Annotated in this window: 27 protein-coding genes and 1 riboswitch; of the genes, 16 read left to right on the top strand and 11 right to left on the bottom strand. The window is 72.7% G+C overall.

The window, feature by feature from the left end; all coding sequences use genetic code 11:
- Window positions 1-22: 22 nt before the first annotated feature.
- Together NH2_RS15425 and NH2_RS15420 are read right to left on the bottom strand one after the other, a co-directional pair.
- On the bottom strand, window positions 23-400 hold the full coding sequence (locus NH2_RS15425) for a helix-turn-helix domain-containing protein (protein WP_067654062.1): 378 nt from the start codon (window positions 398-400) through the stop codon (window positions 23-25).
- Window positions 401-532: 132 nt separating this feature from the next.
- On the bottom strand, window positions 533-814 hold the full coding sequence (locus NH2_RS15420; RefSeq protein ID WP_084505567.1) for a type II toxin-antitoxin system RelE/ParE family toxin: 282 nt from the start codon (window positions 812-814) through the stop codon (window positions 533-535).
- Window positions 815-980: 166 nt separating this feature from the next.
- Between NH2_RS15420 and NH2_RS15415 the strand changes: the two genes are divergently transcribed.
- On the top strand, window positions 981-1,463 hold the full coding sequence (locus NH2_RS15415) for a DUF456 domain-containing protein (protein ID WP_067654059.1): 483 nt from the start codon (window positions 981-983) through the stop codon (window positions 1,461-1,463).
- Window positions 1,464-1,509: 46 nt separating this feature from the next.
- Here the strand turns inward: NH2_RS15415 and NH2_RS15410 are convergent, their stop codons facing one another.
- Both NH2_RS15410 and NH2_RS15405 read right to left on the bottom strand, forming a co-directional pair.
- Window positions 1,510-2,385: an amidohydrolase family protein gene (locus tag NH2_RS15410; protein WP_067654056.1), complete on the bottom strand. Its 876-nt coding sequence runs from the start codon at window positions 2,383-2,385 to the stop codon at window positions 1,510-1,512.
- Window positions 2,386-2,456: 71 nt separating this feature from the next.
- A complete protein-coding gene (locus tag NH2_RS15405; RefSeq protein ID WP_067654187.1) occupies window positions 2,457-3,848 on the bottom strand; it encodes an FAD-dependent oxidoreductase in 1,392 nt (463 codons plus the stop codon).
- A gap of 237 nt (window positions 3,849-4,085) precedes the next feature.
- On the opposite strand from NH2_RS15405, the gene NH2_RS15400 reads away from it, so the two are divergent.
- The 5 genes from NH2_RS15400 to NH2_RS15380 all read left to right on the top strand — a co-directional run bounded on the left by NH2_RS15400 (window position 4,086) and on the right by NH2_RS15380 (window position 7,488).
- On the top strand, window positions 4,086-4,520 hold the full coding sequence (locus NH2_RS15400) for an Rv0361 family membrane protein (RefSeq protein ID WP_067654053.1): 435 nt from the start codon (window positions 4,086-4,088) through the stop codon (window positions 4,518-4,520).
- 66 nt (window positions 4,521-4,586) lie between these two features.
- Window positions 4,587-4,702, top strand: a riboswitch (SAM riboswitch).
- Between the two features lie 15 nt (window positions 4,703-4,717).
- Entirely contained in the window at window positions 4,718-5,134 is a 417-nt protein-coding gene (locus NH2_RS15395; protein WP_067654050.1) for a rhodanese-like domain-containing protein, read from the top strand.
- On the top strand, window positions 5,131-6,345 hold the full coding sequence (locus NH2_RS15390; protein WP_067654047.1) for an O-succinylhomoserine sulfhydrylase: 1,215 nt from the start codon (window positions 5,131-5,133) through the stop codon (window positions 6,343-6,345). Before NH2_RS15395 ends, NH2_RS15390 begins: the two co-directional genes overlap by 4 nt.
- A gap of 40 nt (window positions 6,346-6,385) precedes the next feature.
- Window positions 6,386-7,015: a DJ-1/PfpI family protein gene (locus NH2_RS15385; protein ID WP_067654044.1), complete on the top strand. Its 630-nt coding sequence runs from the start codon at window positions 6,386-6,388 to the stop codon at window positions 7,013-7,015.
- The gene (locus NH2_RS15380) at window positions 7,012-7,488 is read left to right on the top strand and encodes a MarR family winged helix-turn-helix transcriptional regulator (protein WP_067654041.1); all 477 of its coding nucleotides are present in this window, start codon (window positions 7,012-7,014) and stop codon (window positions 7,486-7,488) included. Before NH2_RS15385 ends, NH2_RS15380 begins: the two co-directional genes overlap by 4 nt.
- Here the strand turns inward: NH2_RS15380 and fgd are convergent.
- From fgd to NH2_RS15365, 3 genes are all read right to left on the bottom strand, one after another.
- Window positions 7,485-8,495: a glucose-6-phosphate dehydrogenase (coenzyme-F420) gene (gene fgd, locus NH2_RS15375; RefSeq protein ID WP_067654038.1), complete on the bottom strand. Its 1,011-nt coding sequence runs from the start codon at window positions 8,493-8,495 to the stop codon at window positions 7,485-7,487. The genes NH2_RS15380 and fgd overlap by 4 nt on opposite strands.
- A gap of 78 nt (window positions 8,496-8,573) precedes the next feature.
- The gene (locus tag NH2_RS15370; RefSeq protein ID WP_067654035.1) at window positions 8,574-9,392 is read right to left on the bottom strand and encodes an SAM-dependent methyltransferase; all 819 of its coding nucleotides are present in this window, start codon (window positions 9,390-9,392) and stop codon (window positions 8,574-8,576) included.
- A complete protein-coding gene (locus NH2_RS15365) occupies window positions 9,389-10,030 on the bottom strand; it encodes a TetR/AcrR family transcriptional regulator (protein WP_157103799.1) in 642 nt (213 codons plus the stop codon). The genes NH2_RS15370 and NH2_RS15365 overlap by 4 nt, the downstream gene beginning before the upstream one ends.
- Before the next feature lie 160 nt (window positions 10,031-10,190).
- Between NH2_RS15365 and NH2_RS15360 the strand changes: the two genes are divergently transcribed.
- The 4 genes from NH2_RS15360 to NH2_RS15345 all read left to right on the top strand — a co-directional run bounded on the left by NH2_RS15360 (window position 10,191) and on the right by NH2_RS15345 (window position 14,887).
- Window positions 10,191-10,721: an ester cyclase gene (locus tag NH2_RS15360; protein ID WP_067654029.1), complete on the top strand. Its 531-nt coding sequence runs from the start codon at window positions 10,191-10,193 to the stop codon at window positions 10,719-10,721.
- A 49-nt stretch (window positions 10,722-10,770) separates the two neighbouring features.
- Window positions 10,771-11,529, top strand: a complete 759-nt coding sequence (locus tag NH2_RS15355; protein ID WP_067654185.1) for an HAD-IIA family hydrolase — start codon at window positions 10,771-10,773, stop codon at window positions 11,527-11,529.
- A gap of 87 nt (window positions 11,530-11,616) precedes the next feature.
- Window positions 11,617-13,686 (top strand): phosphate acetyltransferase, encoded by a 2,070-nt coding sequence (pta, locus tag NH2_RS15350; RefSeq protein ID WP_067654026.1) that lies wholly within the window; start codon window positions 11,617-11,619, stop codon window positions 13,684-13,686.
- 13 nt (window positions 13,687-13,699) lie between these two features.
- A complete protein-coding gene (locus NH2_RS15345; protein ID WP_067654023.1) occupies window positions 13,700-14,887 on the top strand; it encodes an acetate kinase in 1,188 nt (395 codons plus the stop codon).
- 33 nt (window positions 14,888-14,920) lie between these two features.
- On the opposite strand, the gene NH2_RS15340 is transcribed toward NH2_RS15345, so the two are convergent.
- Genes NH2_RS15340 through NH2_RS15330 form a run of 3 tightly spaced genes read right to left on the bottom strand, consistent with a single transcriptional unit; the run spans window position 14,921 to window position 19,737 of the window.
- Window positions 14,921-17,491: a serine/threonine-protein kinase gene (locus NH2_RS15340; protein ID WP_067654020.1), complete on the bottom strand. Its 2,571-nt coding sequence runs from the start codon at window positions 17,489-17,491 to the stop codon at window positions 14,921-14,923.
- Between the two features lie 6 nt (window positions 17,492-17,497).
- Window positions 17,498-18,466 carry a glutamate ABC transporter substrate-binding protein gene (locus NH2_RS15335; RefSeq protein ID WP_067654017.1) on the bottom strand — a complete coding sequence of 323 codons (969 nt, stop codon included), beginning with the start codon at window positions 18,464-18,466 and terminating at the stop codon, window positions 17,498-17,500.
- The gene (locus tag NH2_RS15330; protein ID WP_157103798.1) at window positions 18,463-19,737 is read right to left on the bottom strand and encodes a GlnX family signal transduction membrane protein; all 1,275 of its coding nucleotides are present in this window, start codon (window positions 19,735-19,737) and stop codon (window positions 18,463-18,465) included. The genes NH2_RS15335 and NH2_RS15330 overlap by 4 nt, the downstream gene beginning before the upstream one ends.
- 124 nt (window positions 19,738-19,861) lie before the next feature.
- Here NH2_RS15330 and NH2_RS15325 point away from each other — a divergent pair, with 124 nt between their 5' ends.
- The gene (locus NH2_RS15325; protein ID WP_067654011.1) at window positions 19,862-20,548 is read left to right on the top strand and encodes an NUDIX hydrolase; all 687 of its coding nucleotides are present in this window, start codon (window positions 19,862-19,864) and stop codon (window positions 20,546-20,548) included.
- 9 nt (window positions 20,549-20,557) lie between these two features.
- Here NH2_RS15325 and thiE read toward each other — a convergent pair whose 3' ends face one another.
- Window positions 20,558-21,274, bottom strand: coding sequence for a thiamine phosphate synthase (gene thiE / locus NH2_RS15320; RefSeq protein WP_067654009.1), 717 nt, complete (start codon window positions 21,272-21,274; stop codon window positions 20,558-20,560).
- 112 nt (window positions 21,275-21,386) lie between these two features.
- Between thiE and thiO the strand changes: the two genes are divergently transcribed.
- The 5 genes from thiO (at window position 21,387) to NH2_RS15295 (ending at window position 25,399) form a co-directional block, all read left to right on the top strand.
- A complete protein-coding gene (gene thiO, locus NH2_RS15315; protein WP_084505578.1) occupies window positions 21,387-22,604 on the top strand; it encodes a glycine oxidase ThiO in 1,218 nt (405 codons plus the stop codon).
- Window positions 22,601-22,816 (top strand): sulfur carrier protein ThiS, encoded by a 216-nt coding sequence (thiS, locus tag NH2_RS15310; protein WP_067654007.1) that lies wholly within the window; start codon window positions 22,601-22,603, stop codon window positions 22,814-22,816. The genes thiO and thiS overlap by 4 nt, the downstream gene beginning before the upstream one ends.
- The gene (locus NH2_RS15305; protein ID WP_439951751.1) at window positions 22,809-23,609 is read left to right on the top strand and encodes a thiazole synthase; all 801 of its coding nucleotides are present in this window, start codon (window positions 22,809-22,811) and stop codon (window positions 23,607-23,609) included. The genes thiS and NH2_RS15305 overlap by 8 nt, the downstream gene beginning before the upstream one ends.
- A gap of 84 nt (window positions 23,610-23,693) precedes the next feature.
- Window positions 23,694-24,638, top strand: a complete 945-nt coding sequence (locus NH2_RS15300; protein ID WP_067654005.1) for an ABC transporter ATP-binding protein — start codon at window positions 23,694-23,696, stop codon at window positions 24,636-24,638.
- Window positions 24,638-25,399 (top strand): ABC transporter permease, encoded by a 762-nt coding sequence (locus NH2_RS15295; RefSeq protein WP_067654003.1) that lies wholly within the window; start codon window positions 24,638-24,640, stop codon window positions 25,397-25,399. The genes NH2_RS15300 and NH2_RS15295 overlap by 1 nt, the downstream gene beginning before the upstream one ends.
- Window positions 25,400-25,695: the final 296 nt, after the last annotated feature.

The raw sequence follows: 25,695 nt of genomic DNA, 5'->3' as shown, positions 1-25,695 counted from the left end.
CGTGTGGGCACAGGCGGCGCGGCTACCGGCACACGTGCTCGGGTCTCGCTACCGGTGCCGCGATATCCGCTCTCGACGAAACCTCCACCGATCCAGATGGGCCATCGGCCGGTACGAGTTCCACCTTGACGTGCAGCCCGACCTTCTTCGCCAGGTTGACCAGGGTATCGATCGAGAAGCGGCTGAGTTTGCCGTTCTTGAGGTCGGAGATTCTCGGCTGCGTCACGCCGAGGTTGTCGGCGGCCACCCGCTGCGACCAGTCGAACTCGTCGATGCGGTCACTGATGGCGCTCATCAGATGCGACCGCACCCGCAGGTTGTCGGCCTCGGCGGGGGTATCCGCCAAGGCGTCGAAGACGGATGTGTACTCCTGAGTCGTGTTCTCGTCGTGTTGCGTCATGGGATAAAGCCTCACCCTTACGACGGGGCCGGACCGGCCTCGTAGCGGTTGGAAGACCCGCTACCGATGACCGGAGCGCGGTGCGGGATGGGTGGTTCATATGCAGTTGGCGTGGAAGCGAAGGAGTCGGGATCAGACCGGTGCCGAGGACTCCTCGATCGCGATCCGATAGCGTCGCCTCCCGGTCTCGACCGCGTTCCGAGGAGTCTGGTTGGATTTCTTTTGAAAGCCGTGAAGGATATACACCTTCCCGCCCAGGTTGGCGAGATAGAACACGCGGAACCAGCTGTCGTTCGCGGCGATGCGGATCTCCCAGACGCCGGAGCCGATGGTGGCCACCGCCTTCGCGCCCGGCGGGATCTTGCCCTGTTGCACGAGGTCGATGTGGTGCCCGGCATCGTGCTTGGCTTCCAGGGGAAATCGCGGATCTCCTCCAATGCTCTACCTATGAAGACGACTGGCCTGCGTGTGGGAGCCTCCGTCACGACACGATTATACATAATTTTATATCGGCAGCGCCGGGAATGCGATGCCAAGCCGACGGGGTGCGCCCGAACCGTGCATAGACGACAATGCGTGCGTGAGCGTATGGGGCGAGGTCCTTGTCGGCCTGGTGATCCTGGTCGGCCTCATCGGCATCATCGTGCCGATCCTGCCGGGCGTGATCCTGATCTTCGGAGCGATCGCCGTCTGGGCGTTCGTCACCGGCGGTGCGACGGCGTGGACGATCCTGGCGATAGCGACTGTCCTGCTGGTGATCTCGGGCGTGGTGAAGTACACCTGGCCGGGGAAGAACATCAAGGCGGCGGGGGTGCCGAATCGGACGTTGCTGATCGGGGCGGTGCTGGGGATCATCGGGTTCTTCGTGGTGCCGGTGATCGGGCTGGTGCTCGGGTTCGTGCTGGGGGTGTACCTGTCGGAGCTGCAGCGGCTGCCGAACGAGCAGCAGGCGCGCAGGTCGACGGGGCACGCGCTGAAGGGCGTCGGGCTGTCGATTCTGATCGAGCTGTTCGGGGCGCTGCTCGCTACCGGGGTGTGGCTGATCGGGGCGTTCGTGGCCTGAGCCGGCCACCGCGATCGGTCACCGGGGCGTGCGCGGTGGGAGCCGGCTACTCGATGACCGGCAGCGGGAGCGTGGCGTTGGGGTCGAGCGGGGGGAGCTGATCGCGGCGCAGGGGGAGGGTCGGCGGGTCCGCGGGAACGGCCTGCCAGCGGCCGGGGCGTGGGTCGGAGCCGGCGGGGCGGCGGCGGGCGGGGAGTTTGTAGAAGGCGCGGGCGTTGTCCTCCAGGACCGCGTGCATGTCGGTGCCGACGACGTCGCAGAGCAGGTCGACGTCGGAGTCGCGGAAGGGGCGGCCCGCGCGGGTGCCCGGCAGGTCGGTGCCGAACATGAGCGCCCGCGGGTTCACGGCGTGGATGCGGCGCAGGGTGTCGGGGACGCGCATCTGGACACGGCCGAAGCCGGTGGCCTTCACGCGGGCGCCGCGGTCGACCAGATCCAGCAGGTACGGCACGGCCTCGGCGGACATGCCGAGGTGGTCGACGGAGAGCGCGGGCAGCTTGGTGACGACGGGTTGCAGCGAGGCCAGCATCTGACCGTCGATGTACAGCTCGACGTGCCACCCGGCGATATCGTGCGCGCGCACCGCCTGCCGGGTGAGCTGGGTGATGTCGCCGGCCGCGCGCTTCAGATTGAACCGCAGCGCCCGCACGCCGACCTTGTTCAGCTCCTGGATCTCCTCGTCGGAGGCGTCCAGGTCCAGCCGGGTGACCCCGACCCAGCCCGTGCCGAGCTCGGCCAGCGCCGCCTTCAGGTAACTCTGGTCGGTCCCCTGGAAGGAGCCGCTGACCACGGCGCCGCCGCTGATGTCGAAGCGCGCCATGCGCTTTCGATAATCCGCGATGGTGTAGGAGGACGGCAGGTGTCCCTCGTTCTCGGCCAGCGGGAACCGCGGGTCGAAGATGTGGACGTGGGCATCGAACACGTGTACAGAATGCCTCGAGGTGGGCGCGGCTGTCGCCTGCCGGACTCCTGCGTTCCGGCAGGCGTCGCGAGCTAGACCTTGTTCGGCTCGCTGGCGCGCAGCATGTCCTCGCGCTCCACGACCTTGACCCGCTCGCGGCCCTCCGGCTCACCCAGCGAGCGCTCGTGCGCGTCCAGGCGGTACCAGCCCTGCCAGGTGGTGTAGGGCACGCCCTTGCCCTCGAGGAACTCGATCACGGCCTCGGGGGCGGGGTTCTCGGCGCGCGGGAAATCCTTGCTGTCGTCGAGCAGGCAGGCGACGGTCTCGTTGGCGTCGCCCTTGGTGTGGCCGATGAGGCCGACCGGGCCGCGCTTGATCCAACCGGTGACGTAGGTGCCGGGCAGGTAGCGGGCCTTGCCGTCGGCGTTCTCGTCGATCAGAACGCGGCCCGCCTCGTTCGGCACGGTGCCCGCCTGATCGTCGAAGGGCAGCTGGGTGATGTTCTGGGACAGGTAGCCGACCGCCCGGTACACGGCCTGCACCTCCCAGTCGCGGTACTCGCCGGTGCCCTTCACATTGCCGGTGCCGTCGAGCTGGGTGCGCTCGGTGCGCAGCCCGACGACCTTGCCGTCGGCGTCGCCGACCACCTCGGTCGGCGCCTCGAAGAAGTGCAGGAAGAGCTTGTGCGGGCGGTTGCCCTGGTCGCGGATGGCCCACTGCTCGAGCGTGTTGGCGACCATGTCGACCTGCTTGGAGTGGCGGCGCGCGGCCTCGGAGCCCTCGTCGTAGTCGATGTCGGCGGGGTCGACGATCACCTCGATGGTGGGCGAGTGGTCCAGCTCGCGCAGCTCCAGCGGGGTGAACTTGGCCTGCGCGGGGCCACGGCGGCCGAAGACGTGCACCTCGACGGCCTTGTTCTGCTTGAGGCCCTGGTAGACGTTCGGCGGGATCTCGGTGGGGAGCAGCTCGTCGCCGGTCTTGGCGAGCACGCGGGCGATGTCCAGCGCGACGTTGCCGACGCCGAGCACCGCGACCTTCTCGGCCTCCAGCGGCCAGGTGCGCGGGACGTCGGGGTGGCCGTCGTACCAGGAGACGAAGTCGGCGGCGCCGTAGGAGCCGTCCAGGTCGATGCCGGGGATGGTGAGCGCGCGGTCGGCATTGGCGCCGGTGGAGAAGATCACGGCGTCGTAGAAGCGGCGCAGGTCGTCCAGGGTGATGTCGGTGCCGTAGTCGATATTGCCGAGCAGCCGCACCTGCTCCTTGTCCAGCACCTTGTGCAGCGCGGTGATGATGCCCTTGATCCGCGGGTGGTCGGGCGCGACGCCGTAGCGGATCAGGCCGAACGGCGCCGGCATCCGCTCGTAGAGATCGATGGAGACGTCCGCGTCGGACTTCATCAGCGCGTCGGCGGCGTAGATCCCGGCCGGGCCTGCGCCCACGATCGCAATGCGGAGCGGCCGGGCCGCCTCACTCTGTTCGGTCATGTTCACGCGCACCTTCGGTCGATACGTTCATCTGGCGTCTAGTTAGCCCAGGCTAACCTGAGATCGGTCCGGGACCGCGCTCCGATTCTCTCCGGAGCATCGGCGGGCGGCTCCGGCACGAGTCGCAAGCACCCATTCTATCGGCCCTGCTCCGCTCGGTCCGCGCCCCGGGTACGCAGCGCGTATCCTGCCGGGGCCGGTGCGCCGCCCGGCCAGGTCATCGGTGATCATCGAGGGATGAGCGAGCCGCAGCCCGACGCCCCCGAGCCGGAAGTCCGATCGATCGTGCCGTTCGTGGCGGCCGGGGTGCTCGCGGTGCTGGTCCTGGTGGGAATCGTGATCGCGGGGGTGCTCTCGCCCGCTGAGAAGAATGTCACAGAGGCGGACAAATTGGCCGCCGCGGTGCGCAACTACGCCGACGCGCGCGGCCGCAGCGACACGGTGCCGCCGCCGGGCACCGCCTGCGACGGCTTCGACGAGGCGGCCTCGCCGCTCGCCGAGCAGCTGGGCGGGCCGGAGACGCGCACCGAGATCGAGGTCGCGGAGCTGGCCGATCCGGTGGTGCAGGGCGACCGCGGCCGGATCACGGTGACCACGCGGGTGGACGGCCGCGTGGCCACCGCCACCTGGAGCCTCACCCGCGCGGGCGACCGCTGGCTGGTGTGCGGATGACGCGCCCGGACGCGGGAGAACCCGTGTTGACAGCACCCGCTTTCCCGGGGCAATCTCGGTTCGCAAGGTCATGAGAACCAGCGCCAAGCCCCGGCTCGGCTGGTCGGCAACCCTCCTCCGCGGCGGGGTGCTCCGGGTGACGACCTGGCCGTATCGGCATTTCCCTGCGGCAAGCGTGGATTCACAGGAGGTTCGACATGAGTTATGCCGGTGACATCACCCCGAAGCAGGCGTGGGAGTTGTTGCGCGACAATCCGTCCGCGGTGCTGATCGACGTCCGCACCGAGGCGGAGTGGCGGTTCGTCGGGGTCCCGGATACCAGCGAGTTGGCGCGCCCGACCGCGCTGATCGAGTGGGTGGACGGCACCGGCTCGCCCAATCCGGCCTTCCTGGAGCAGCTGAACCGGGCGCTCGACGGGCGCGATCCGGAGGCCCCCGTCGTGTTCCTGTGTCGCTCCGGCCAGCGCTCGGCGAACGCCGCCGGGCTGGCCACCGGCGCCGGAATCGCCCCCTCCTACAACGTCATCGACGGCTTCGAGGGCCCGCTGGACAGCGCGGGCCACCGCGGCTCGGCCGGTTGGCGCGCCGACGGCCTGCCCTGGCGGCAGTCGTGATCACCGGCGGCGCCTTCGACCGGCCGCTGCCGGAGGGTGTCGGCCCGGCCACGCTCGGCGTGCGCGGCGGGCTGCGCCGCTCGGGGTTCGAGGAGACCTCCGAGGCGCTCTACCTCACCTCGGGCTTCGTCTACGAGAGCGCCGAGGCGGCGGAGGCGGCCTTCACCGGTGACGTCGAGCACTTCGTCTACTCCAGGTACGGCAACCCGACGGTCGCGGTCTTCGAGGAGCGGATGCGGCTGATCGACGGCGCGGAGGCGTGCTTCGCCACCGCCAGCGGCATGGCGGCGGTCTTCACCGCGCTCGGCGCGCTGCTGAAGGCCGGTGACCGGCTGGTCGCCGCGCGCAGCCTCTTCGGCTCCTGCTTCGTGGTGGCCAACGAGATCCTGCCGCGCTGGGGCGTGCAGACGGTCTTCGTGGACGGCGAGGATCTGGACCAGTGGGAGCGGGCGCTCTCGGTGCCCACCCAGGCGGTCTTCTTCGAGACCCCGGCCAACCCCATGCAGAACCTGGTCGACGTGCGGCGGGTGAGCGAGCTCGCGCACGCCGCGGGCGCGACGGTGGTGCTGGACAATGTCTTCGCCACCCCGCTGCTGCAGCGCAGCCTCGAGCTCGGCGCCGACGTGGTGGTCTACTCCGGCACCAAGCACATCGACGGCCAGGGCCGGGTGCTCGGCGGCGCCATCCTCGGCGAGCGGGAGTACATCGACGGCCCGGTGAAGACGCTCATGCGGCACACCGGCCCGGCGCTCAGCCCGTTCAATGCCTGGACCCTGCTCAAGGGGCTGGAGACCATGCCGCTTCGCGTCCGGCACTCCACCCAGGCGGCGCTCGAGGTGGCCCGCTTCCTGGAGGGGCACCCGGCGGTCGGCTGGGTGCGCTACCCGTTCCTGGAGACGCACCCGCAGCACGAGCTGGCCACCACGCAGATGAGCGGCGGCGGCACCGTGGTCACCTTCGAGCTGGCCGCCGCCGACGGCGAGGCCAAGAAGCGCGCCTTCGAGGTGCTGAACCGGCTGCGCGTCATCGACATCTCGAACAACCTCGGCGATGCCAAGACGCTGATCACGCACCCGGCCACCACTACGCACCGGGCCATGGGCGCGGAGGGCCGGGCCGGAATCGGGCTCACCGACGGCGTCGTGCGGATCTCGGTCGGGCTGGAGGACGTGGAGGACCTGATCGCGGACCTGGACCACGCGCTGGGCTGAGCTATTGACAGCATCCTGTCATGTTCGACAGGATGCTGTCATGACTTCGGAACCTCGCATCGTGTACACGGCGGTCTACGACACCCTGGCCGACTGGGAGGTCGGGGCCGCCATCGCCTACCTCAACAACCCCGAGTTGCAGCGCCGACCCGGTTCGCTGGTGGTGCGCACCGTCGGCCGCGGCACCGAGCCGGTGACCACCGGCGGCGGCATGCGCATCCTGCCCGACGTGGACCTGGCCGGGGTCGAGCTCGACCGGGCGGCGGCGCTCATCCTGCCGGGGGCGAACCTCTGGGATCAGGGCGACGAGCTGGCGGGCTTCACCGCGCTGGCCCGCGACTTCCTGGACGCCGGGCGGCCGGTGGCGGCCATCTGCGGCGCCACCTTCGGGCTCGCCGAGGCGGGGCTGCTCGATACCAGGGCGCACACCAGCAACGACCCCGGCTACCTCGCCGGCAGCGGCTACGCGGGCGGCGCGCACTACCGCAGCGAGCCCGCGGTTACCGACGGCAACGTGATCACCGCGACCTCGCTGGCGCCCTTCCACTTCGCGCACCAGGTCTTCGCGGCGCTCGACGTCTACGAGCCGCCGGTGCTCGACGCCTGGTTCCGGCTCTTCGCCGAGCGCGACCCGAGCGCCTACGCCGTGCTCGCGGAGCACGGGGCGTGACCGAGCAGGAGCTGTTCAGCACCGCGGCCATCACCTCGTTCGCGCTGAACGGCCGCTTCCTCGCGATCGCCGAGAAGCTCGCGGCGCCCGCCGGGCTCACCGCCGCCTGGTGGCAGGTGCTCGGCGCGGTGCTGCACGAGCCGCTCCCGGTGGCGGGCATCGCGCGGGCCATGGGGATCACCAGGCAGAGCGTGCAGCGCATCGCGGACCTGCTGGTCGGCAAGGGGCTCGCCGAGTACCGGGAGAATCCGGCGCACCGGCGCGCCAAGCTGGTCGCCGTCACCGACGCCGGCCTGGCGGCGGTGCGCCGGATCTCGCCGCAGCACGCGCGGGTGGCGCACCGGCTCGCCGCCGAACTGGGGGCCGCGCGGTTCGCCGAGATCGTCGCCGCGCTCACCGAACTCGCGGCGACGATGGACCGGCTCGAACTGGACGCCGAGGCCATGCCGCGCGTCCCGAGCCCGGGGGCCTAGCCGAGCTTGCGCAGCCGCGGCTCCAGATCGCGCTGGAAGAGGTCGAGGAAGCGGCGCTGGTCGTGGCCGGGGGCGTGGAAGACCAGGTGGTTCAGGCCGGCGTCGAGGTAGGGCTTGATCTGCTCGACGGCCTCGTCCGGGTCGCTGGCGACGATCCAGCGCTTGGCGATCTGCTCGATCGGCAGCGCGTCGGCGGCGGCCTCCATCTCGATCGGGTCGGTGATGGAGTGCTTCTGCTCGGGGGTGAGCGAGAGCGGGGCCCAGAAGCGGGTGTTCTCCAGCGCCAGTTCGGGATCGGTGTCGTAGGAGATCTTGATCTCGATCATCTTGTCGATCGGGTCCAGCTCGCGCTCGGCCTTGGCCGCGCCCTCGGCGACGGCGGGCAGCAGCTTCTCGGTGTAGAGCTCCATGCCCTTGCCCGAGGTGCAGATGAAGCCGTCGCCCGCGCGGCCGGCGTAGCGGGCCACCACCGGGCCGCCGGCGGCGATGTAGACCGGGATGCCGCCCTCGGGCACGTCGTAGATGGAGGCGCCGACGGTGTGGTAGTACTCGCCGTCGTAATCCACCCGGTCACCGGTCCAGAGTGCGCGCATGAGCGCGACCGACTCGCGCAGCCGGGCGAAGCGCTCCTTGAACTCGGGCCATTCGCCCTTGTAGCCGGTGGCGATCTCGTTGAGCGCCTCGCCGGTGCCGACGCCGAGCATGACCCGGCCCGGGTACAGGCAACCCATGCTGGCGAAGGCCTGGGCCATCACCGCGGGGTTGTAGCGGAAGGTGGGGGTGAGCACCGAGGTGCCCAGCTGGATCCGCTTGGTGCGCTCGCCGACCGCGGCCATCCAGGCCAGCGAGAAGGGGGCGTGCCCGCCCTTGTGCCGCCAGGGCTGGAAGTGATCGCTGACGGTCGCGCTGTCGAGGCCGTGCTCCTCGGCGAGGACGGCGATCTCCACCAGCTCCCGCGGTCCGAACTGCTCCGCCGAGGCCTTGTACCCGAGCTTGAGGTCTGCCATGTGCGCCGCTCCTGTCGCCACGTTGCCGCGGGCACTTCGTGCCGGGTGCCCGCCTCCATCGACCATAGAGGAGCGCCGCTATCCGACGCCTGGCGCGGGGTCGCGCAGCAGCGGGTGCGGGGTGTACTCGGCCGGAACGGCGGTGATCGGCGGGTCGGGCTCGACGTCGGTGCGGCGGCGGGCGACCGCGCGCACATAGCCGAGATGGCGGCCGCGATCGGCCGTGAGCGCCGCGATCTCGGCGGCATTGTCCGGTGCGACGGCGTGCTGCCAGTCCAGCCAGCGCCGCCAGCCGTCCGGCATGGCATCGGCCAGCTCGACCTCGAGCAGGCCGCTGCGCTGCCAGTGCGCCCGCCACCACTCCGCCGTGTGCAGGCAGGCCAGCGCCGGTTCCCACCAGGCGGCGAGGTGGTCGGGGACCGGCCAGCCGGGGTCGGCGGTGAGCCCGGCGCCCGCGATGCCGAGCTGGCCGCCGGGGCGCAGGAAGCGGGTCAGGTAGCCGGCGTAGAGGTCGTCGGTGCCGTAGTAGACGAAGGAGTCGATGCTGAGCACGGCGTCGAAGACGCCGGGGGCGAAGGGCAGTGCGCGGGCATCCGCGTGCAGGGCGTGGACCGCGTCGGCGACGCCCGCGTCCTGGAAGCGCCGCGCCCGCTCGGCGGCGTCGAACCACAGGTCGACCGCCCAGACCTCGACGCCGAACTCGGTGTGCAGGAACACCGAGGAGGCGCCGCGGCCGCAGCCGAGGTCGAGCACCCGCATGCCGGGGCGCAGCTGCACCGCCTCGGTGAGCCACTCGGTGAGCCACAGCGGGTTCGCGCCGCCACTCACGGCGGCGCGCAGCCAGTTCGGGTGGTAGCGCGCGGAGCGCGGGAAGCGGGGGTGCGTGGGGTCGGTCACGGCCGGGGCTCCGGATCATCGGCCGGACGGCACAGTGCGCGTTCGGCGGTGGTGGTGAGGCGCTCGACGGCCGCATCGACATCGAGCCCGCGGCCGGTGAGCAGGTGGTCGAGGGCGTCGAAGCCGGTGAGCGCCCACAGCACGTCGGTGGCCCACTCGGTGGTCACGTCGGCGCGCAGCACGCCGCCGTCGGCGAGCCGCCGCGCCAGGTACTCGACGCCGCCGCGGCGGTCCTCCTCCATGTGCCGCACGGCGTCGCCTGCCGAGGCGGGGTCGAGCCGGTCCATGGCGTGCAGCACCCGGTAGATCTCCAGGTCGCGGCTCTTCATCCGGGAGGCGGCGGCGATGGCGGCGCGCAGGTGCGCGCGCGGCTCGGCATCGGTGACGGCGGCGCTGAGCTCGCCGAGCCCGGTGCGCTCCCAGAGGTCGCGGACGAAGGCGTCGAAAAGCCCGGCGCGGGAGCCGAAGTCGGCGTAGATGGTGGTCCGGGAGACCTCGGCGAGCTTGGCCACCCGCTCCAGGCTGACCGGCTCGGCCGGCGCCTCGCGCAGCCGCTGCGCCACGGCGTCCAGGATCTTGCGCCGGGTCAGTTCGGCGTTCTCGGCCCGCGCCACCTGTTCGTACTTGCGTTTTCCCACGTCGTCAGTGTCGCACATTTGGCTTGACGATCTGTCCGTCCGAATTCATATTTCGACTGTACGATATGTTCGGCGAAATTGGAACCGCCGGACCGTTGACATCAGGGCCGCCGGAACCGATCCATCTACGCAACCCCTTCGATCAGCGAGGAATCCTCGAATGGTTACTTCCACCGATTACCGCGCGCTCGCCCTGCGCAGCATCGAGATCATGGCGACCGGCGCGGAGGCCGACTTCCACGCCGTCCTGCACCCCGAGGCCACCAACCGCGAGGCGATCGACGAGCCGCCCGCCTGCCGCGTGCCCGGCCCCTCCGGGTTCTACGCCACCGCGCTCTGGCTCCGCGCCGCCTACTCCGACCTGCGCTGGGAGGTGCACGAGGTGGTGGCCGACGGCGATCTCGTCGTGGTGCGCACCACCATGTCCGGGCGGCACACCGGCCCCTTCGTCACCTACGACGCCGAGGGCGAGGTGGAGCAGGCCTTCCCGCCCACCGGGAAGACCTTCGCCACCACCCAGACGCACTGGCTCCGGATCGCGGACGAACTCGTCATCGAGCACTGGGCCAACCGCGACGACCTCGGCACCGCCAAGCAGCTCGCCTGGGTGCCGCCCACCCCGGCCTACCTCGTCCGGATGGCACGCGCCACCAGGGCGGCGCGCCGCGCGGCGAGAAGGGACGCGCGATAATAGCTCCGTGCTGGCCGACGACGAACCGATCCTGTCCTACCTGACCGACATGGACGGGGTCCTGGTGCACGAGGACCACCTCATCCCGGGCGCGGACGCGTTCCTGCGCGAGCTGCGGGAGAACGAGATCCCGTTCCTCGTGCTCACCAACAACTCGATCCGCACGCCGCGCGACCTGCAGGCGCGGCTGCGGCACTCGGGGCTGGACATCCCGCAGGAGGCGATCTGGACCTCGGCGCTGGCCACCGCGACCTTCCTCGACGACCAGCGGCCGAACGGCACCGCGTACGTGGTCGGCGAGTCCGGGCTGACCACGGCGCTGCACGAGATCGGCTACGTGCTCACCGACAGCGACCCGGACTACGTGGTGCTCGGCGAGACCCGCACCTACTCGTTCGAGGCGATCACCACCGCGATTCGCCTGGTCGAGCGGGGTGCTCGCTTCATCGCGACGAACCCGGACGCCACCGGCCCCTCGCGCGACGGCGTGCTCCCCGCCACCGGCTCGGTGGCCGCGCTGATCACGCGGGCCACCGGGCGCGACCCGTACTACGTCGGCAAGCCGAACCCGCTCATGATGCGCTCGGCGCTGCGCCGGATCAACGCGCACTCGCAGTCCACCGTGATGATCGGCGACCGGATGGACACCGACGTCATCTCCGGGCTGGAGGCCGGGATGCGCACCGTCCTGGTGACCTCGGGCATCTCCACCCTGGCTTCGGTGGAGGCATACCCGTACCGGCCGACCGCGGTGATCGAATCGGTGGCCGATCTGGTGGGCCGCACCCGCACCCCGTTCGACGACTGACACCGTTCGCGGGGCGGTTGCCGACAGTTCATGCCTGGGCCGCTCGCGGCGGGCGATCGGTCCGGTTCCTTCATTAAGCTCGTCGCCATGGCCGACCACGCTCCGTCCACCGTCTACATCGCCTCCCCGGAGGGCGACACCGGGAAGTCGACGGTGGCACTCGGGGTGCTGCAGATGCTGTGCGCCACCGCGGCCAGGGTCGGGGTGTTCCGGCCGATCACCCGCTCGGCCACCGAGCCGGATTACATCCTGGAGCTGCTGCTGGAGCACAGCACCGCGGATGTCGACTACGCGCAAGCGGTTGGCGTCACCTACGACCAGGTGCACGCCGACCCGGACGCCGCGATCAGCGAGATCGTCATGCGGTTCCACGAGATGGCCGCGGCCTGTGACGCGGTGGTGGTGGTCGGCAGCGACTACACCGATGTCGCCAGTCCGAGCGAGCTGCGCTTCAACGCCAGGATCGCGGTGAATCTCGGTGCGCCGGTGCTGCTCGTCGTGCGCGGCGCCGGGCGCACCCCGGACGAGGTGCGGCAGCTGGTCGAGCTCTGCACCGGCGAGCTGAAGGCCGAGCACGCGCAGTCCGTCGCCATCGTGGCGAACCGTTGCGACCCCGACCAATTGGACGCTGTCCGGGCCGAGCTGGCCGGGTTCGAGGTCCCGAGCTGGACGCTGCCCGAGGTGCCGCTGCTGATCGCGCCGACCATGGCCGAGCTGTGCACGGCGGTCGACGGCGAGCTGTGGAGCGGCGACCCGGAGCTGCTGAACCGGGAGGCGCTCGCGGTGATGGTCGGCGGCATGACCGCCGAGCACATCCTGGAGCGGCTCACCGAGGGCGTGGTGGTGATCGCCCCCGGCGACCGCTCGGACGTGCTGCTCGGCGTGGTGGCGGCGCACGAGGCCGACGGCTTCCCCTCGCTCGCCGGGATCATCATGAACGGCGGCATGCTGCCGCACCCGGCCATCTCCCGGCTCATCACCGGGCTGCGCCCGCGGCTGCCCATCCTCACCACGAAGCTCGGCACCTACGACGCGGCGGGCGCCGCGCACGGCACCCGCGGCCGCATGTCATCGGGGAACTCGCGGAAGGTGGACAACGCGCTCGCCCTGGTGGAGGAGCACGTCGACGCCGCCGAGCTACTGGCCCGGATCGACCTGCCGCGCACCGAGATCGTGACCCCGCAGATGTTCGAGTACCAGCTCATCGAGCGGGCGCGGGCCGACCGCAAGCGCATCGTGCTGCCGGAGGGCAGCGACGACCGCATCCTGCGCGCGGCCGGGCGGGTACTGCAGCGCCGGATCGCGGACCTGGTGATCCTCGGTGACGAGCAGAAGATCCGGGCCCGCGCCGCCGAGCTCGGCGTCGACATCGGCGCCGCCGAGGTGCTCGACCCGCTCGGCTCCGAGCACCTGGAGCGCTTCGCCGAGATCTACACCGAGCTGCGGAAACACAAGGGGATGACACTCGAGCGGGCCCGCGAGACCGTCACCGACATCTCCTACTTCGGCACCATGATGGTGTACCAGGGGATCGCCGACGGCATGGTCTCCGGCGCCGCGCACACCACCGCGCACACCATCCGGCCCTCGCTGGAGATCGTGAAGACGGTGCCTGGGGTCTCCACGGTCTCCAGCGTCTTCCTCATGTGCCTGGCCGATCGGGTGCTCGCCTACGGCGACTGCGCGGTGGTGCCGGACCCGAGCTCCGAGCAGCTCGCCGATATCGCCGTCTCCTCGGCCGCCACCGCGCGGCGCTTCGGCATCGAGCCGCGGGTGGCCATGCTCTCCTACTCCACCGGCGAATCCGGCAGCGGCGCCGACGTGGACAAGGTGCGGGTCGGCACCGAGCTGGTGCGGCAGCGCGCGCCCGAGCTCCCGGTGGAGGGGCCGATCCAGTACGACGCGGCGATCGAGCCGACGGTGGCCGACGCCAAGCTGCCGGATTCCCAGGTGGCCGGAAAGGCAACGGTTTTCGTGTTCCCCGACCTGAATACGGGCAACAACACCTACAAGGCGGTGCAGCGCAGTGCGGGCGCCGTCGCCATCGGCCCGGTGCTGCAGGGGCTGAACAAGCCGGTCAACGACCTGTCGCGGGGCGCGCTGGTGGCCGACATCGTGAACACGGTGGCGATCACCGCCATCCAGGCGCAGGGATAGGGGTAGGAGAGCGATGTCGACGGTGCTGGTCCTCAACTCGGGGTCCTCCTCGCTGAAGTACCAGCTGCTGCACCCGGATTCCGGAGAGGTGCTCGCCTCCGGGCTGATCGAGCGGATCGGCGAGGGTGACGGCCGGGTGGAGCACCGGGCCGGGGAGCGGAAAGTGGAGCGCGCGGGGGCTATTCCGGATCACGAGGCCGGGTTGACGGTGGCCTTCGATCTGTTCGCCGAGACCGGGCACGACCTGGCGCGGGCCGGGCTCACCGCGATCGGGCACCGGGTGGTGCACGGCGGCGAGGTGTTCTACCGGCCCACGCTCGTGGACGACGAGGTGCTCGCCACCATCTCCGAGCTGGCCGAGCTGGCGCCGCTGCACAACCCGGCCAACCGCACCGGGATCGAGAGCGCGCGCCGGCTGCTGCCCGGGGTGCCGCAGGTCGCCGTGTTCGACACCGCCTTCTTCCACGGGCTGCCGCCCGCCGCGCGCACCTACGCGCTGGATACCGCGACCGCCGAGCGGTACGGGATCCGGCGGTACGGGTTCCACGGGACGTCGCACGAGTACGTCGCCGGGCAGGTGGCGCTGCTGCTCGGGCGGGAGCAGGCGGCGCTGAACCAGATCGTCTTCCACCTGGGCAACGGGGCGTCGGCCTCGGCCATCCGCGGCGGGCGCGCGGTGGACACCACCATGGGGCTGACGCCGCTGGAGGGGCTGGTCATGGGCACCCGCGGTGGGGATATCGATCCCGGAGTGCTCACCCACCTGCTGCGCAACGAAGTCGGGGTGGACGAGGTGGATCGGCTGCTGAACCGGGAGTCCGGGCTGAAGGGGCTCGCCGGGGTGAACGACTTCCGGGAGCTGCGGCGGTTGCTCGAGGCCGATGACGCCGCGGCGCGGCTGGCCTACGACGTGTACGTGCACCGGCTGCGCCGGTACCTCGGGGCCTACCTGGTGGAGCTGGGTGCGGTGCAGGCCATTACGTTCACCGCGGGGGTGGGGGAGAACGATCCGGGAGTGCGGGCCGATGCGCTGGCGGGGCTGGAGCGGTACGGGATCGCGGTCGATCCGGAGCGGAATATCGCGAAGGAGCGCGGGGCGCGGGTGATCTCGCCGGAGGGGGCCGAGGTGGCGGTGCTGGTGGTGCCGACCAATGAGGAGCTGGCCATCGCGCGGGCGGCGGTCGCGGTGGTGGGCGGGTAGCACCGGCGGCGGTCCGCGGTGGGTGCGCCCGGGTCAGAACCAGGTCTTGGCGCGGACGGTGTTCGCGAGGTCGACCAGGGCGTAGCGGTGGGCGCGGGTGGGGGCGGCGCGGGCGAGGGAGCGCAGGCCGGTCTCGGTGGCGTCGCGGAGGGCGCGCTCGGTGAAGGGGGCGCCGAAGAGGGTGGGGCGCTCCGGCTCGTTGCCTGCTTGCAGCCAGGTGAGGGCGGCGCCGAGGACCAGCACCCGGAGCTGGGTGGCGCGCGGCTCGCCCTCCGGGAGCGCCTGCACCCTGGCGGCGGCGCGCTGCAGGGTGCCCTCGTCGAGGTCGGCGGGCGGGTGCGCGGTGAGCAGCAGCACCACCGCGGTGGTGCGGGCGGTGGCGTAGTGCCTGGAGGTGGGCGGGACCTCGTCAAGGGCGCGCACCGCCTCCGCGGTCCGGCCGCGGGCCGACCACCGCCTGGCCAGGCCGAAGGCGGCGCTGACCACGGCGCGGTCGGTGCGCCAGACGGTTTCGTAGTAGCGGCGGGCGAGCGTGGCGAAATCGCCGGAGTCGTCGGCGGGTGCCGGGAACTCGGTGCTCGCCGCGGGTGGTTGCCCGGCGGGCGGTGGCGGCGCGGCGGCACCGCCGCTCGGCGGTTGCTCGGCGGTCTCGTTCGCGGGTGCTCGGTCCGTGGCTGCGGACCGGCGCTCGGCCGGGTCGCGCCGCGCGTCGCGGGCGAGTAGTTCGGCGGTGGCGGCGAGCGCGAGTTTGGGCGCGATCTCGCCGGGGAGCAGGCCGAGGACGCGGTCGAAGTCGCGGTAGGCGGCGGCGTGCTCGCGGTCGAGGAGCTGGGCGACGCCGTGGAACCAGGGGATTCGCCAGTCGTCCTCGGCGCCGAGCCGGGCGAGCACCGCGCGGGCGCGCTCGGCGTCGCCGCCGTCCAGCCAGACCTTGGCCTCGGCCAGCGCCAGCTCGAGATCGAGCGTCTCCGGGGCGTTCCCGGGGTCGGCGGCGGCGCGCTCGCGGGCATCGTGCAGCGCGCGGACGGTCTGCTCGGGGTCCGGGTGCACGGTGGCGGCGAGCAGCGGGGCGGAGGGGTCGGCGGGGTCGAGCAGCGGGACCGGGAGCGCGGCGGCGATCTCGGCGGCGTCCAGCGTCTCGTTCCTGGCGATGCCGTCCAGGTAGGCGTCGGTGCGGCGGACGATGCCCTCGGTGCCGAAGGCCGCGCGCGGCGGGCTGAAGACGGTGGAGAGCTGGGGGTGCTCGACCCCGGTGTCCAGCGCGAGGATCTCCCGCAGCACGCCGGTGAGCTGCGCCGCCATGGTCCGGGCGGAGGGGAAGCGGTGCTCCGGCTCGGGGTCGGTGGCGCACAGCAGCAGGCGGTGGAAGGACGGGTAGCGGCGCAGCACCTCGTGCTCGGCCGGGTCCGGGATGCCGTCCAGGTACCGGCCGCGCTCGGTGGGCAGCCGCAGAGTGAGCACGGCGAGGGTGCGGCCGACGGTGTAGACGTCGGAGGCGACGGTGGGGCCGGTGTTCGCGATCTCCGGCGCCTGGAAGCCCTTGGTGCCGTACAGGTTTCCGTACGCCTCGATGGGGGCGACGGCGCCGAGGTCGATCAGCTCGACCCGGTCCTCGGTGATCATGATGTTGTCCGGCTTGAGGTCGTTGTAGGTGAGCCCCATGGCGTGCAGGTGCTCCAGCGCGGGCAGGATCTCCAGCACGTAGGCGATGGCCTCGGCGACCGGCATGCGCTCCGGGCGCGGGCGGTCGTCGAGCACGTCGCGCAGCGAGCGGCCGCCGACGTACTCCATCACGATGTAGCCGATGCTCGCGCCCGCGCCCGCGGTGTGCTCGACGAAGTTGTGGATCTTGACGATGCTCGGGTGCGCCACCTCGGCCAGGAAGCGGCGCTCGGCCATGGCGACGGCCTGCGCCTCGGCGTCGCCCGCGTGCAGCAGGCCCTTGAGCACCACCCAGCGGTCGTCCACATTGCGGTCCACCGCGAGGTAGATCCAGCCGAGGCCGCCGTGCGCGAGGCAGCCCTGGATCTCGTACTGGCCGGCGACCATGTCGCCGCGGTGCAGGGCGGGGCGGAAGTCGTACTCGGCGCCGCAGGTCGCGCAGGTGCCTGCGGTGCTCCCCGGTTCGCCGTCGCGGCCGCGGCCGACCGGGGAGCCGCAGCGCCAGCAGAACCGTTTGGCCTCGGCGACCACCGGGTCGTCGAGCACCGCGGCGAGCGGGTCGGCCGGGGGGACCGCCGGGATGGTGACCAGCCCGGCGCCGAGTTTGCGCACGGTCGCGCGGGTGCGGGTGGTCCGGGTGCTGCGCCCCGACCCGGTGCGGCCGGAGACGGTTCCGGTCGGGGCGAGTGCCCCGGTCACCGGACCCGCCGCCCGCTGCGTGCCTGGCGAATCCCCGTGCTCCGGCGCGGGATCGGACTCCCCGTCCCCGGGGAACGGCACGCGCCGGGTCTCCGGGCCGCCCTGCTCCGCGCCGGCGGGCCGTGCCTCGTCGCCCGCGAAGGGCACGCGGCGGGTCTCGGGCGCGGGACCGGATTCCCCGTCGCTGGGAAACGGCACGCGCTGCGTCTCGGGGGACGCGTGCTCCGGGGCGGAATCGGGCATCGGCGCTCAGTCCTGGTAGGTCGGAGCGGGCGGGGCGGGGGAGGGGCCGAGCACGGCGAGCCAGCGGCGGTGGATCGCGCTCCAGGTGCCGTCGGCGCGAATCCGCTCCAGCGTGGCGTTGACCGCGCGCACCAGGTCGTCGTCGCCCTTGGGGATGCCGATCCCGTACGGCTCGTCGGCGATCCCTGGCCCGACCACCCGGGTGTACGGGTCCTGGGCGGCCAGCCCGGCCAGGATGGTGTCGTCGGTGCTGGCCGCGTCGACCTGCCGCTGCTGCAGCACCACGAGACAGTCCGCCCAGGTGGAGACGGTGAGCACGGTGGCGGCGGGCTGCTGCAGCCGGATCCGGTCCAGCGAGGTGGTGCCGCGCACCACGCAGACCCGGCGCCCGGCCAGGTCGCCGATCCCGTTGATCCCGGAGTTCTCCAGCGCCAGCACCCGCTGCTGCGCGCGCAGGTACACGGTGGAGAAGGTGACGCTGCGCCGCCGCTCGCAGGTGATGGTCATGGTCTTGGCGACCAGGTCGACCGTGCGCTCCACCAGCGCGCGCTCCCGATCCGCCGAGCCGAGGCTGCGGAACTCCACCGCGTCCGGATCGCCGAGCAGATCCCGCGCGACCTCCCGCGCGATATCGGCGTCGAAGCCGACGATGCTGCCGGAGACCGGGTCGCGGAAGCTGAGCAGGTTGCTGCCCGCGTCCAGCCCGACGATCAGCCGCCCCCGGCTGCGGATGGCGTCCACCGTTGGCCCGGTGCGCGCGCCGGTCGGGCGCAGGCTGGCGGTCGGGTCGCCGCAGTCCAGCGGGGCCGCGGTCGGCAGCGGGGCGCCCGGCGTGATCGGCACCGCCTGGGCGGGCAGCGGCGGGGCGGTGTACTCGGCGGTGCGGGTGATCACCGCGGGCACGGCCGGCTCCGCGCACCCGGCGACCGCGGTCAGCGCGAGGAGCAGCAGCAGCAGCGGGAGCGTCGCCTTCATCGGTACTCCCGCAATCGCGGCCACAATCCGAGGACGACGCAGACCGCCGCCACGATGCCGATGACGTAGGCGCCGGGCGCGAGCAGGTTCAGCACCCGCAACGCGGTCGCCACCTCGTCGCGCAGCCGGTCCCTCGTCTCGGTGACGGCGTGCTCCAGCGCGGCGTCGAGCGCCTCCACCTGGGCCGCCGAATCCGCCGCGCCCGGCCCGGTCGCGACGACGGCGGCCCCGACCCAGTCGCCGCGGTTCAGCGTGTCGTTCATTCGCTGGTGCGCGGCCTGCCAGCGGTCGAGGGCGGTGCGGGCGGCGGCGATATCGCCCGCGGCGGGGGCGCCGGGCGGGTAGCCGTCCAGCAGCTCCCCGAGCCGGGTCATCCCGGCCTGGTAGCTGCGGTCGTAGTCGCCGGTGGCGTCCCGGCGCACCAGCTTCACCGTCTCGGCGGCGCGCGCCTGCTGTACCAGGATCCGGCTCTCGGTGAGCCGGGAGCCGGGCACCGCGCCCTGGTCCCGGCCGTGCACCATGGCGACCGCGGAGATCGAGCCGGCGAGCACGGTCCAGGCGAAGAGCACGAGCAGCAGCACGCTGGCCGCGAGCAGCCCCGGGTTCAGGGTGCGGTGCCAGCGGTGCGCGAGCTCCCGCTGCCCCCAGAACAGCGCCAGCAGCGCGACGGTGAGCAGCAGGATCGCCGTCCACGGCGGGCGCACGTGGTCGCGCTGGGCCTGCACCACCGCCGCCGAGCGGTGCTCGTGCAGGTTGCCCGCCATCGGCAGCAGCACGGTCTGCATCTGGTTGGAGGCCTCGCTGAGGTATGCGGCGCCGACCGGGTAGCCGCTCCGGTTCGCGGTTCGCGCGGTCTCCACCAGCCCGGTGTAGACCGGGAGGCCGGTGGCGATCCCGGTGCGCAGCGTGGTGTCCGGCCCGTCCACCGGCTCGCCGCTGTGCCCGGCGCGCGCGACCAGCTCGGCGGCGGCCTCGCCGATCGCCTGGCTGTACCGGTCGCGCACCGGCTGCGGCTCGATGCCGCCCGCGATGAAGGCGGTCCCGGCGGCGGCGTCGGCCACCGAGAGCGATGTGTAGAGGCTGTGCGCGGAGTACGCGTCGGGTTCGGAGTCGGCGAGCAGGGTGCGCAGCGCGTCCTGCCTGCCGCCGACCTCGTCCGAGGTCGTGAGCCCCGCGGTGAGGCAGACCAACACCAGCAGCATGCCCATGGCGAGCAGCTTGCCGGGGGAGGAGGCCGCGAAGACCCGCACGTCGGTGTTCACCGGCGTCATCTCCACCTCCAGTTTCGGGCGAGCACCTGCGCGCGTTCGGAGTTTATTGTGGTCGTACGGAAGTCGCGGTGTGTGCAACGCCCCCGGCGGGAGCACCGCGGCCGGACGAGAGCGGGTTGTGCGGATGCGTGGTGACGGAGACGGTTGGTCGCTCGGCCCGGACGGCCTGAGGCACTGGGGCCGGTTCGGGGCGGCGGGGCTGCTGCTGCGGGCGCCGCTGCCCGGCGGCGGTTCGGCGGTGCTGCTGCAGCACCGGGCGCTCTGGAGCCACCAGGGCGGCACCTGGGCGCTGCCCGGCGGCGCGCGGGACAGCCACGAGACGACCGTGCGCGCGGCGGTGCGCGAGGCGTGGGAGGAGGCGGGCATCCGCCCCGACGACGTCCGGGTGCGCGCCGAGCGCGTCACCGCGGAGGCGGCCAGCGGCTGGACCTACACCACCGTCGTCGCGGACGCGCCGCTCACCCTCGCCCTCATCGGGAACCGGGAGAGCACCGAGCTGGCCTGGGTGCCGGAGGAGGACGTCGACGACCGCCCGCTGCACCCCGGCTTCGCGCTGGCCTGGCCAGGGCTGCGGGCCGCCCCGGCCCGGATCGACCCGGCCGGGCTCACCGAGGACGACCGGCTCGCCAAGGCGCTGCCGCGCACCGTCGACCTGGCCGACCGCGGCTTCGTCTGGCTGCACGCCGAGCCGGCCGGCCCCGGCGAGCTCGCCCGGATCGTCGACCCGGACGCCGAGGCGCGGGAATCCGCCGCGGCGCCGCCCCCCGGCTCCGCCGCCTTCGCGCTCACCCGCTGCCAGGTGCTTTCCTGACCCCACGGCTCAGGCATCCGCCGACAGCGCGGACTTGAGCGCCCGCGCGGCCGCCTCCGGGTCGTCGGCCGCGGTGATCGCGCGCACCACGACCACCCGGGAGGCCCCCGCCGCCAGCACCTCGGGCAACCGCTCCGCATCGATCCCGCCGATGGCGAACCAGGGCCGCGCGGGCGCGGCCTCGGCGGTCTCGCGCACCAGATCCAGCCCGGCCGCCGCCCGGCCCGGCTTGGTCGGGGTGGCCCAGAGCGGGCCGGTGCAGAAGTAGTCGATGTGCTCGTCCAGCGCGGCCAGCCGGGCCTGGTCGCGGTCGTGGGTGGAGCGGCCGAGCAGCACGTCGGGGCCGAGGATCTTCCTGGCGTACCAGGGCGGCAGGTCGTCCTGGCCGAGGTGCAGCACGTCGGCGCCCGCGGCCAGCGCGATATCGGCGCGGTCGTTCACCGCGAGCAGCGCGCCGTGCCTGCGGGTGGCGGCCCTGAGCTCGGCCAGCGCGCCCAGCTCCCGCTTGGCCTCCAGCGGGCCGAATTTCGCCTCGCCGGGTGAGCCCTTGTCCCGCAGCTGGATGATGTCGACCCCGCCCGCCAGCGCGGCCTCGGCGAAACTCGCCAGGTCACCGCGCTCGCGGCGGGCGTCGGTGCAGAGGTAGAGCCGGGCGGTGCCGAGCCGGTCCCGCGGCGGAACGGGCCGGGCGGGGGTGATCGGCGGAACCGGGTGACCGGGTTGCATGGACAAGGACGGTAGTCACCCCGCTCCCGCCCGTCGACCGGTGCCGGGCACCCGACAGCGGGGGGTGCTCCCCGCGCTACCGTGGTGACGGACAGGGAGGCAGGTGGAGCGGATGCGGACTCTGGCCGTCGTCGGTGGCGGCGCCATCGGGCTCGCCGTGGCGTGGCGGGCCGCCGAGGCCGGGTGGTCCGTCACCATCGCCGACCCGGAGATCGCCTCCGGCGCTTCGTGGGTGGCGGGCGGCATGCTCGCCCCGCTCTCCGAGGGCTGGCCGGGGGAGGAGCGGGTGCTCGGCTTCGGCGCCGCCGCGCTCGCGCGCTGGCCCGGCTTCGCCGCGCGGCTCACCGCGCGCACCGGCATCCCGCTCTTCGTCGCCGAGCAGACGCTGACCGTCGCGCTCGACCAGGCCGACGCCGCCGACCTGCGCACCATCGCCGAGTTCACCGCCGGGCACGGCCACCGGCTGCGGCTGCTCGACCGCGCCGGGGTGCGCGAGCACGAGCGCGGGCTTGCCCGCACGGTGCGCGCCGGGCTGCTCGCCGACGAGCCCGCCATCGACAACCGGGCGCTGATCACCGCGCTGCGCGCCGCCGCCGAGATGGCGGGGGTCCGGGTCGACGCCGACCGGGTGGACGACCTCGCCGCGCTCGACGCGGACCGGGTGGTGCTCGCCGCGGGCGCCGCCTCCGCCGGGCTCTGGCCCGGGCTGCCGGTGCGTCCGGTCAAGGGCGAGATCCTCCGGCTCCGGCACCGGCCGGGCGCGGCGCCCGCGCCGACCCGGGTGATCCGGGCCAGGGTGCACGGCCGCGCGCTCTACCTGGTGCCGCGCGGCGACGGGATCGTGGTCGGTGCCACCCAGTACGAGGCCGGCTTCGACACCGCGGTCACCGTCGGCGGGGTGCGCGACCTGATCGCCGATGCCGAGGCGGTCTTCCCGGCCATCGCCGAGTACGAGTTCGCCGAGGCGAGCGCCGGTTCCCGGCCGGGCAGCCCGGACAACCTGCCGCTCATCGGCGTGCTGGACGACCGGGTGCTCGCCGCCACCGGGCACGGCCGCAACGGCATGCTCGCGGTGCCGCTCACCGCCGACGCGGTCCTCGCGCTGCTCGACGGTGATTCGCTGCCCGAGGCCGAGGTAGCCGACCCGGAGCGGTTCGGGGCCGGCGCCCGGGCGGACGGCCCATCGGCCGCCGCGGGCGGCCGGGTGCCGCGCTCCCGGGAGCCGGTCGGTGCCCGCGCCGCCGGGGCTCCCCCGACCCGGGAGCCGGTGCCGACGACCGCCGATCGGCCCGGGGCCGGGTTCCGCACAGACACAGGAGGTATCGGATGACGACGTCCATCCCGATCGGAGTCACCGTGAACGGCGCCGATCACGAGTTCGCCGAGCCGCTCTCGGTGCGCGAGCTGCTGGCCCGGCTGGAGCTGCCAGCGAAGGGGATCGCGCTCGCCGTGGACGGCGCGGTTTTCCCCAAGTCGCGCTGGGACGAGCCGGTCGGCCGCGGCTGGTCCATCGAGGTGCTGACGGCGGTCCAGGGTGGCTGAGCTCGCCACGGCGGAGGCTGCCGCGGTGCAGGCCGCGGAGTTCGAGCCGTTGCGCATCGCGGGCCGGGAGTTCGGCTCCCGGCTGGTGATGGGCACCGGCGGCGCGGAGAACCTGACCGTGCTGGAGGAGGCGCTGCTCGCCTCCGGCACCGAACTCACCACGGTCGCCATGCGCCGGATCGACGCCGCGGGCGGCACCGGCGTGCTCGACCTGCTCGAGCGGCTCGGCATCGCCCCGCTGCCGAACACCGCGGGCTGCCGCACCGCCGCCGAGGCGGTGCTCACCGCGCGGCTCGCCGCCGAGGCGCTGGAGACCGACTGGGTGAAGCTGGAGGTGGTGGCCGACGAGCGCACCCTGCTCCCCGACCCGGTCGAGCTGCTCGACGCCGCCGAGCAGCTGGTCGACGCCGGCTTCACCGTGCTCCCCTACACCAGCGACGATCCGATCCTGGCGCGCAGGCTGGAGGAGGCGGGCTGCGCCGCGGTCATGCCGCTCGGCTCGCCGATCGGCACCGGCCTCGGCATCGGCAATCCGCACAATATCGAGATGATCGTGGCCGGGGCCGGGGTCCCGGTGATCCTGGACGCGGGCATCGGCACCGCAAGCGACGCCGCGCTCGCCATGGAACTCGGCTGTTCCGCCGTGCTGCTCGCCACCGCCGTGACCAGGGCGCGCAAACCGGCGCTCATGGCCGCCGCCATGGCCGAGGCGGTGCGCTCCGGGTACTCCGCCCGGCTGGCCGGGCGCATCCCCAAGCGCTTCTGGGCACAGGCCTCCTCCCCCGAGCTGTAATCCGCGGCGTCCTCCGCGAGGATGACGCGCGCCGCGACTTGCTGCCGACGCGCGCAGCGCCCCCGGTGCGGAATGCTGGGTCCCATGATCGAACTGAAGGGCCTGACCAAGCGGTACGGCCAGACGGTCGCGGTGCGGGATCTGACGTTCACCGTCCGGCCCGGGCAGGTGACCGGGTTCCTCGGGCCGAACGGTGCGGGCAAATCCACCACCATGCGGATGATCCTCGGACTCGACACCCCGACCGCGGGGACGGCGCTGGTCAAGGGGGTGCCCTACCGGCGACTCGAGAACCCGCTGCGCACCGTCGGCGCGCTGCTCGACGCCAAGTGGGTGCACCCGAACCGCTCCGCCCGCTCGCACCTGCACTGGATGGCCGCCTCCAACGGCATCGGCAAGGACCGGGTGGAGGAGGTGCTGCGACTGGTCGGGCTCTCCGAGGTGGCGAACAAGGCGGCGGGCGGCTTCTCGCTCGGCATGTCGCAGCGGCTCGGGCTGGCCGGGGCGCTGCTCGGCGACCCCGAGGTGTTGCTCTTCGACGAGCCGGTGAACGGCCTCGACCCGGAGGGCATCCTGTGGATCCGCCGCTTCATGCAGCGGCTGGCAGGCGAGGGCCGCACCGTGCTGGTCTCCAGCCACCTGCTCTCCGAGATGGCGCAGACCGCCGACCACCTGGTGGTGATCGGCCGCGGCGAGCTGATCTCCGACTCCTCCACGCAGGAGTTCATCGAGCGGGCCTCGGAGGCGACCGTGCGGGTGCGCAGCCCGCAGCTGGACCAGCTGCGCAGCCTGCTCACCTCGGCTGGGATGACGGTGCGCGAGGACGGCGCGGGCACCGACGGCCCCGCGCTCGTGGTCGCCGGGGTCACCAGCGATGCGGTCGGCACGCTGGCCGGGCAGAACGCCATCACCCTCCTGGAGCTGGCGCCGCAGCGCGCCTCGCTGGAGGACGCCTTCATGCGGATGACCGGTGGCGCGGTCGAATACCACGGCAGCGGAGTCGACCAGGTGATGGGAGGTGCGCTCTGATGGGCGTGCTGGCAGCGGAACGGATCAAGCTCACCTCCACCAGGTCGCCCTGGTGGTGCTCCGCGGTGATCGTGGCGCTCGGGCTCGGCCTCGCCGCGCTCTTCGCGCTGGTGGTGCGCACCTCGGCGGGCGACCCGGAGGCGGGCATGCCCGCGCTCGACATCAGCACCGCCACCTCCGGCGTCACCGGCTTCGGGGTCATGGTGCTGATGATCCTGGCGGCGCTCACCGTCACCAGCGAGTACCGCTTCGGCGTCATCAGGACCACCTTCCAAGCGGTGCCGAACCGGTACACGGTGCTGCTCACCAAGGCCGGGCTGGTCGGGGTGTACGGCGCGGTGCTGAGCACCGTGGTCGCCTTCGGCGCGGTCGCGGTGGCCAAGGTGGTCGGCGGCTCGGAGGCCACCGTCGCGCTCACCTTCGACGGCCAGTGGCGGGCGGTCTACGGCATCCCGATCTACGCCTTCCTCGCGGTGGTGCTCGCCGTCGGCGTCGGGGTGCTGGTGCGGCAGTCGGCCGCGGCGATCTCGCTGATCGTGCTCTGGTCGCTGCTGCTGGAGCCATTGCTGAGTGCGTTCGGCAACTTCGGGCGTAATGTGGGACCCTTCCTGCCCTTCCAGAACATCAACCGGTTCCTGTCCGTCGCCGAGGTCGGCGGCAACTGGCACTGGGGCGTGTGGGGCAGCCTGCTCTACTTCATCGCGTTCGTCGCGGTGGTCTATGTCGCCGCGCTGGTGTACGCGGACCGCAGGGACGCCTGAACCGCGAACAATCGGTTACTCCCCGATCGGGAGCGATCCGCACAGCCACCCGAGCCGACGTCCCTCGCCGCTCGGGTGCGGCCCCGGCCTCACCCGAGGTCGTGGCCCCGCATCGGCCGCCACTGCCCGGCGGTCGTCGCCGCCGGCCCGGTGTGGCACCAGCCACACCGGGCCCGGTGCGTCCATCGCCCTTTTCCGCCGTTGCGCTGCCGTTTCCCGGATACCTGTGACCTTCGGCCCCGCTTTCCCGGCACCCCCTGCGATACCCTCGCACCGTGAGACCGACATCCGGCGGT

Source organism: Nocardia harenae NBRC 108248 (genome assembly GCF_001612885.1).
GTDB lineage: Bacteria > Actinomycetota > Actinomycetes > Mycobacteriales > Mycobacteriaceae > Nocardia > Nocardia harenae.
This window is presented reverse-complemented; position numbering and strand designations above follow the sequence as displayed.

Excerpts from the sequence above, each read along its gene's own strand:
- thiS (WP_067654007.1), top strand. The coding sequence starts at position 22,601 with ATGACGACGTCCATCCCGATCGGAGTCACCGTGAACGGCGCCGATCAC.
- NH2_RS15395 (WP_067654050.1), top strand. The coding sequence starts at position 4,718 with ATGAGTTATGCCGGTGACATCACCCCGAAGCAGGCGTGGGAGTTGTTG.
- fgd (WP_067654038.1), bottom strand. The coding sequence starts at position 8,495 with ATGGCAGACCTCAAGCTCGGGTACAAGGCCTCGGCGGAGCAGTTCGGA.
- NH2_RS15400 (WP_067654053.1), top strand. The coding sequence starts at position 4,086 with ATGAGCGAGCCGCAGCCCGACGCCCCCGAGCCGGAAGTCCGATCGATC.
- thiO (WP_084505578.1), top strand. The coding sequence starts at position 21,387 with ATGCGGACTCTGGCCGTCGTCGGTGGCGGCGCCATCGGGCTCGCCGTG.
- NH2_RS15360 (WP_067654029.1), top strand. The coding sequence starts at position 10,191 with ATGGTTACTTCCACCGATTACCGCGCGCTCGCCCTGCGCAGCATCGAG.
- NH2_RS15340 (WP_067654020.1), bottom strand. The coding sequence starts at position 17,491 with ATGCCCGATTCCGCCCCGGAGCACGCGTCCCCCGAGACGCAGCGCGTG.
- NH2_RS15300 (WP_067654005.1), top strand. The coding sequence starts at position 23,694 with ATGATCGAACTGAAGGGCCTGACCAAGCGGTACGGCCAGACGGTCGCG.
- NH2_RS15325 (WP_067654011.1), top strand. The coding sequence starts at position 19,862 with ATGCGTGGTGACGGAGACGGTTGGTCGCTCGGCCCGGACGGCCTGAGG.
- NH2_RS15345 (WP_067654023.1), top strand. The coding sequence starts at position 13,700 with ATGTCGACGGTGCTGGTCCTCAACTCGGGGTCCTCCTCGCTGAAGTAC.
- NH2_RS15335 (WP_067654017.1), bottom strand. The coding sequence starts at position 18,466 with ATGAAGGCGACGCTCCCGCTGCTGCTGCTGCTCCTCGCGCTGACCGCG.
- NH2_RS15330 (WP_157103798.1), bottom strand. The coding sequence starts at position 19,737 with ATGACGCCGGTGAACACCGACGTGCGGGTCTTCGCGGCCTCCTCCCCC.
- thiE (WP_067654009.1), bottom strand. The coding sequence starts at position 21,274 with ATGCAACCCGGTCACCCGGTTCCGCCGATCACCCCCGCCCGGCCCGTT.
- NH2_RS15425 (WP_067654062.1), bottom strand. The coding sequence starts at position 400 with ATGACGCAACACGACGAGAACACGACTCAGGAGTACACATCCGTCTTC.
- pta (WP_067654026.1), top strand. The coding sequence starts at position 11,617 with ATGGCCGACCACGCTCCGTCCACCGTCTACATCGCCTCCCCGGAGGGC.
- NH2_RS15405 (WP_067654187.1), bottom strand. The coding sequence starts at position 3,848 with ATGACCGAACAGAGTGAGGCGGCCCGGCCGCTCCGCATTGCGATCGTG.
- NH2_RS15355 (WP_067654185.1), top strand. The coding sequence starts at position 10,771 with ATGGACGGGGTCCTGGTGCACGAGGACCACCTCATCCCGGGCGCGGAC.
- NH2_RS15385 (WP_067654044.1), top strand. The coding sequence starts at position 6,386 with ATGACTTCGGAACCTCGCATCGTGTACACGGCGGTCTACGACACCCTG.
- NH2_RS15295 (WP_067654003.1), top strand. The coding sequence starts at position 24,638 with ATGGGCGTGCTGGCAGCGGAACGGATCAAGCTCACCTCCACCAGGTCG.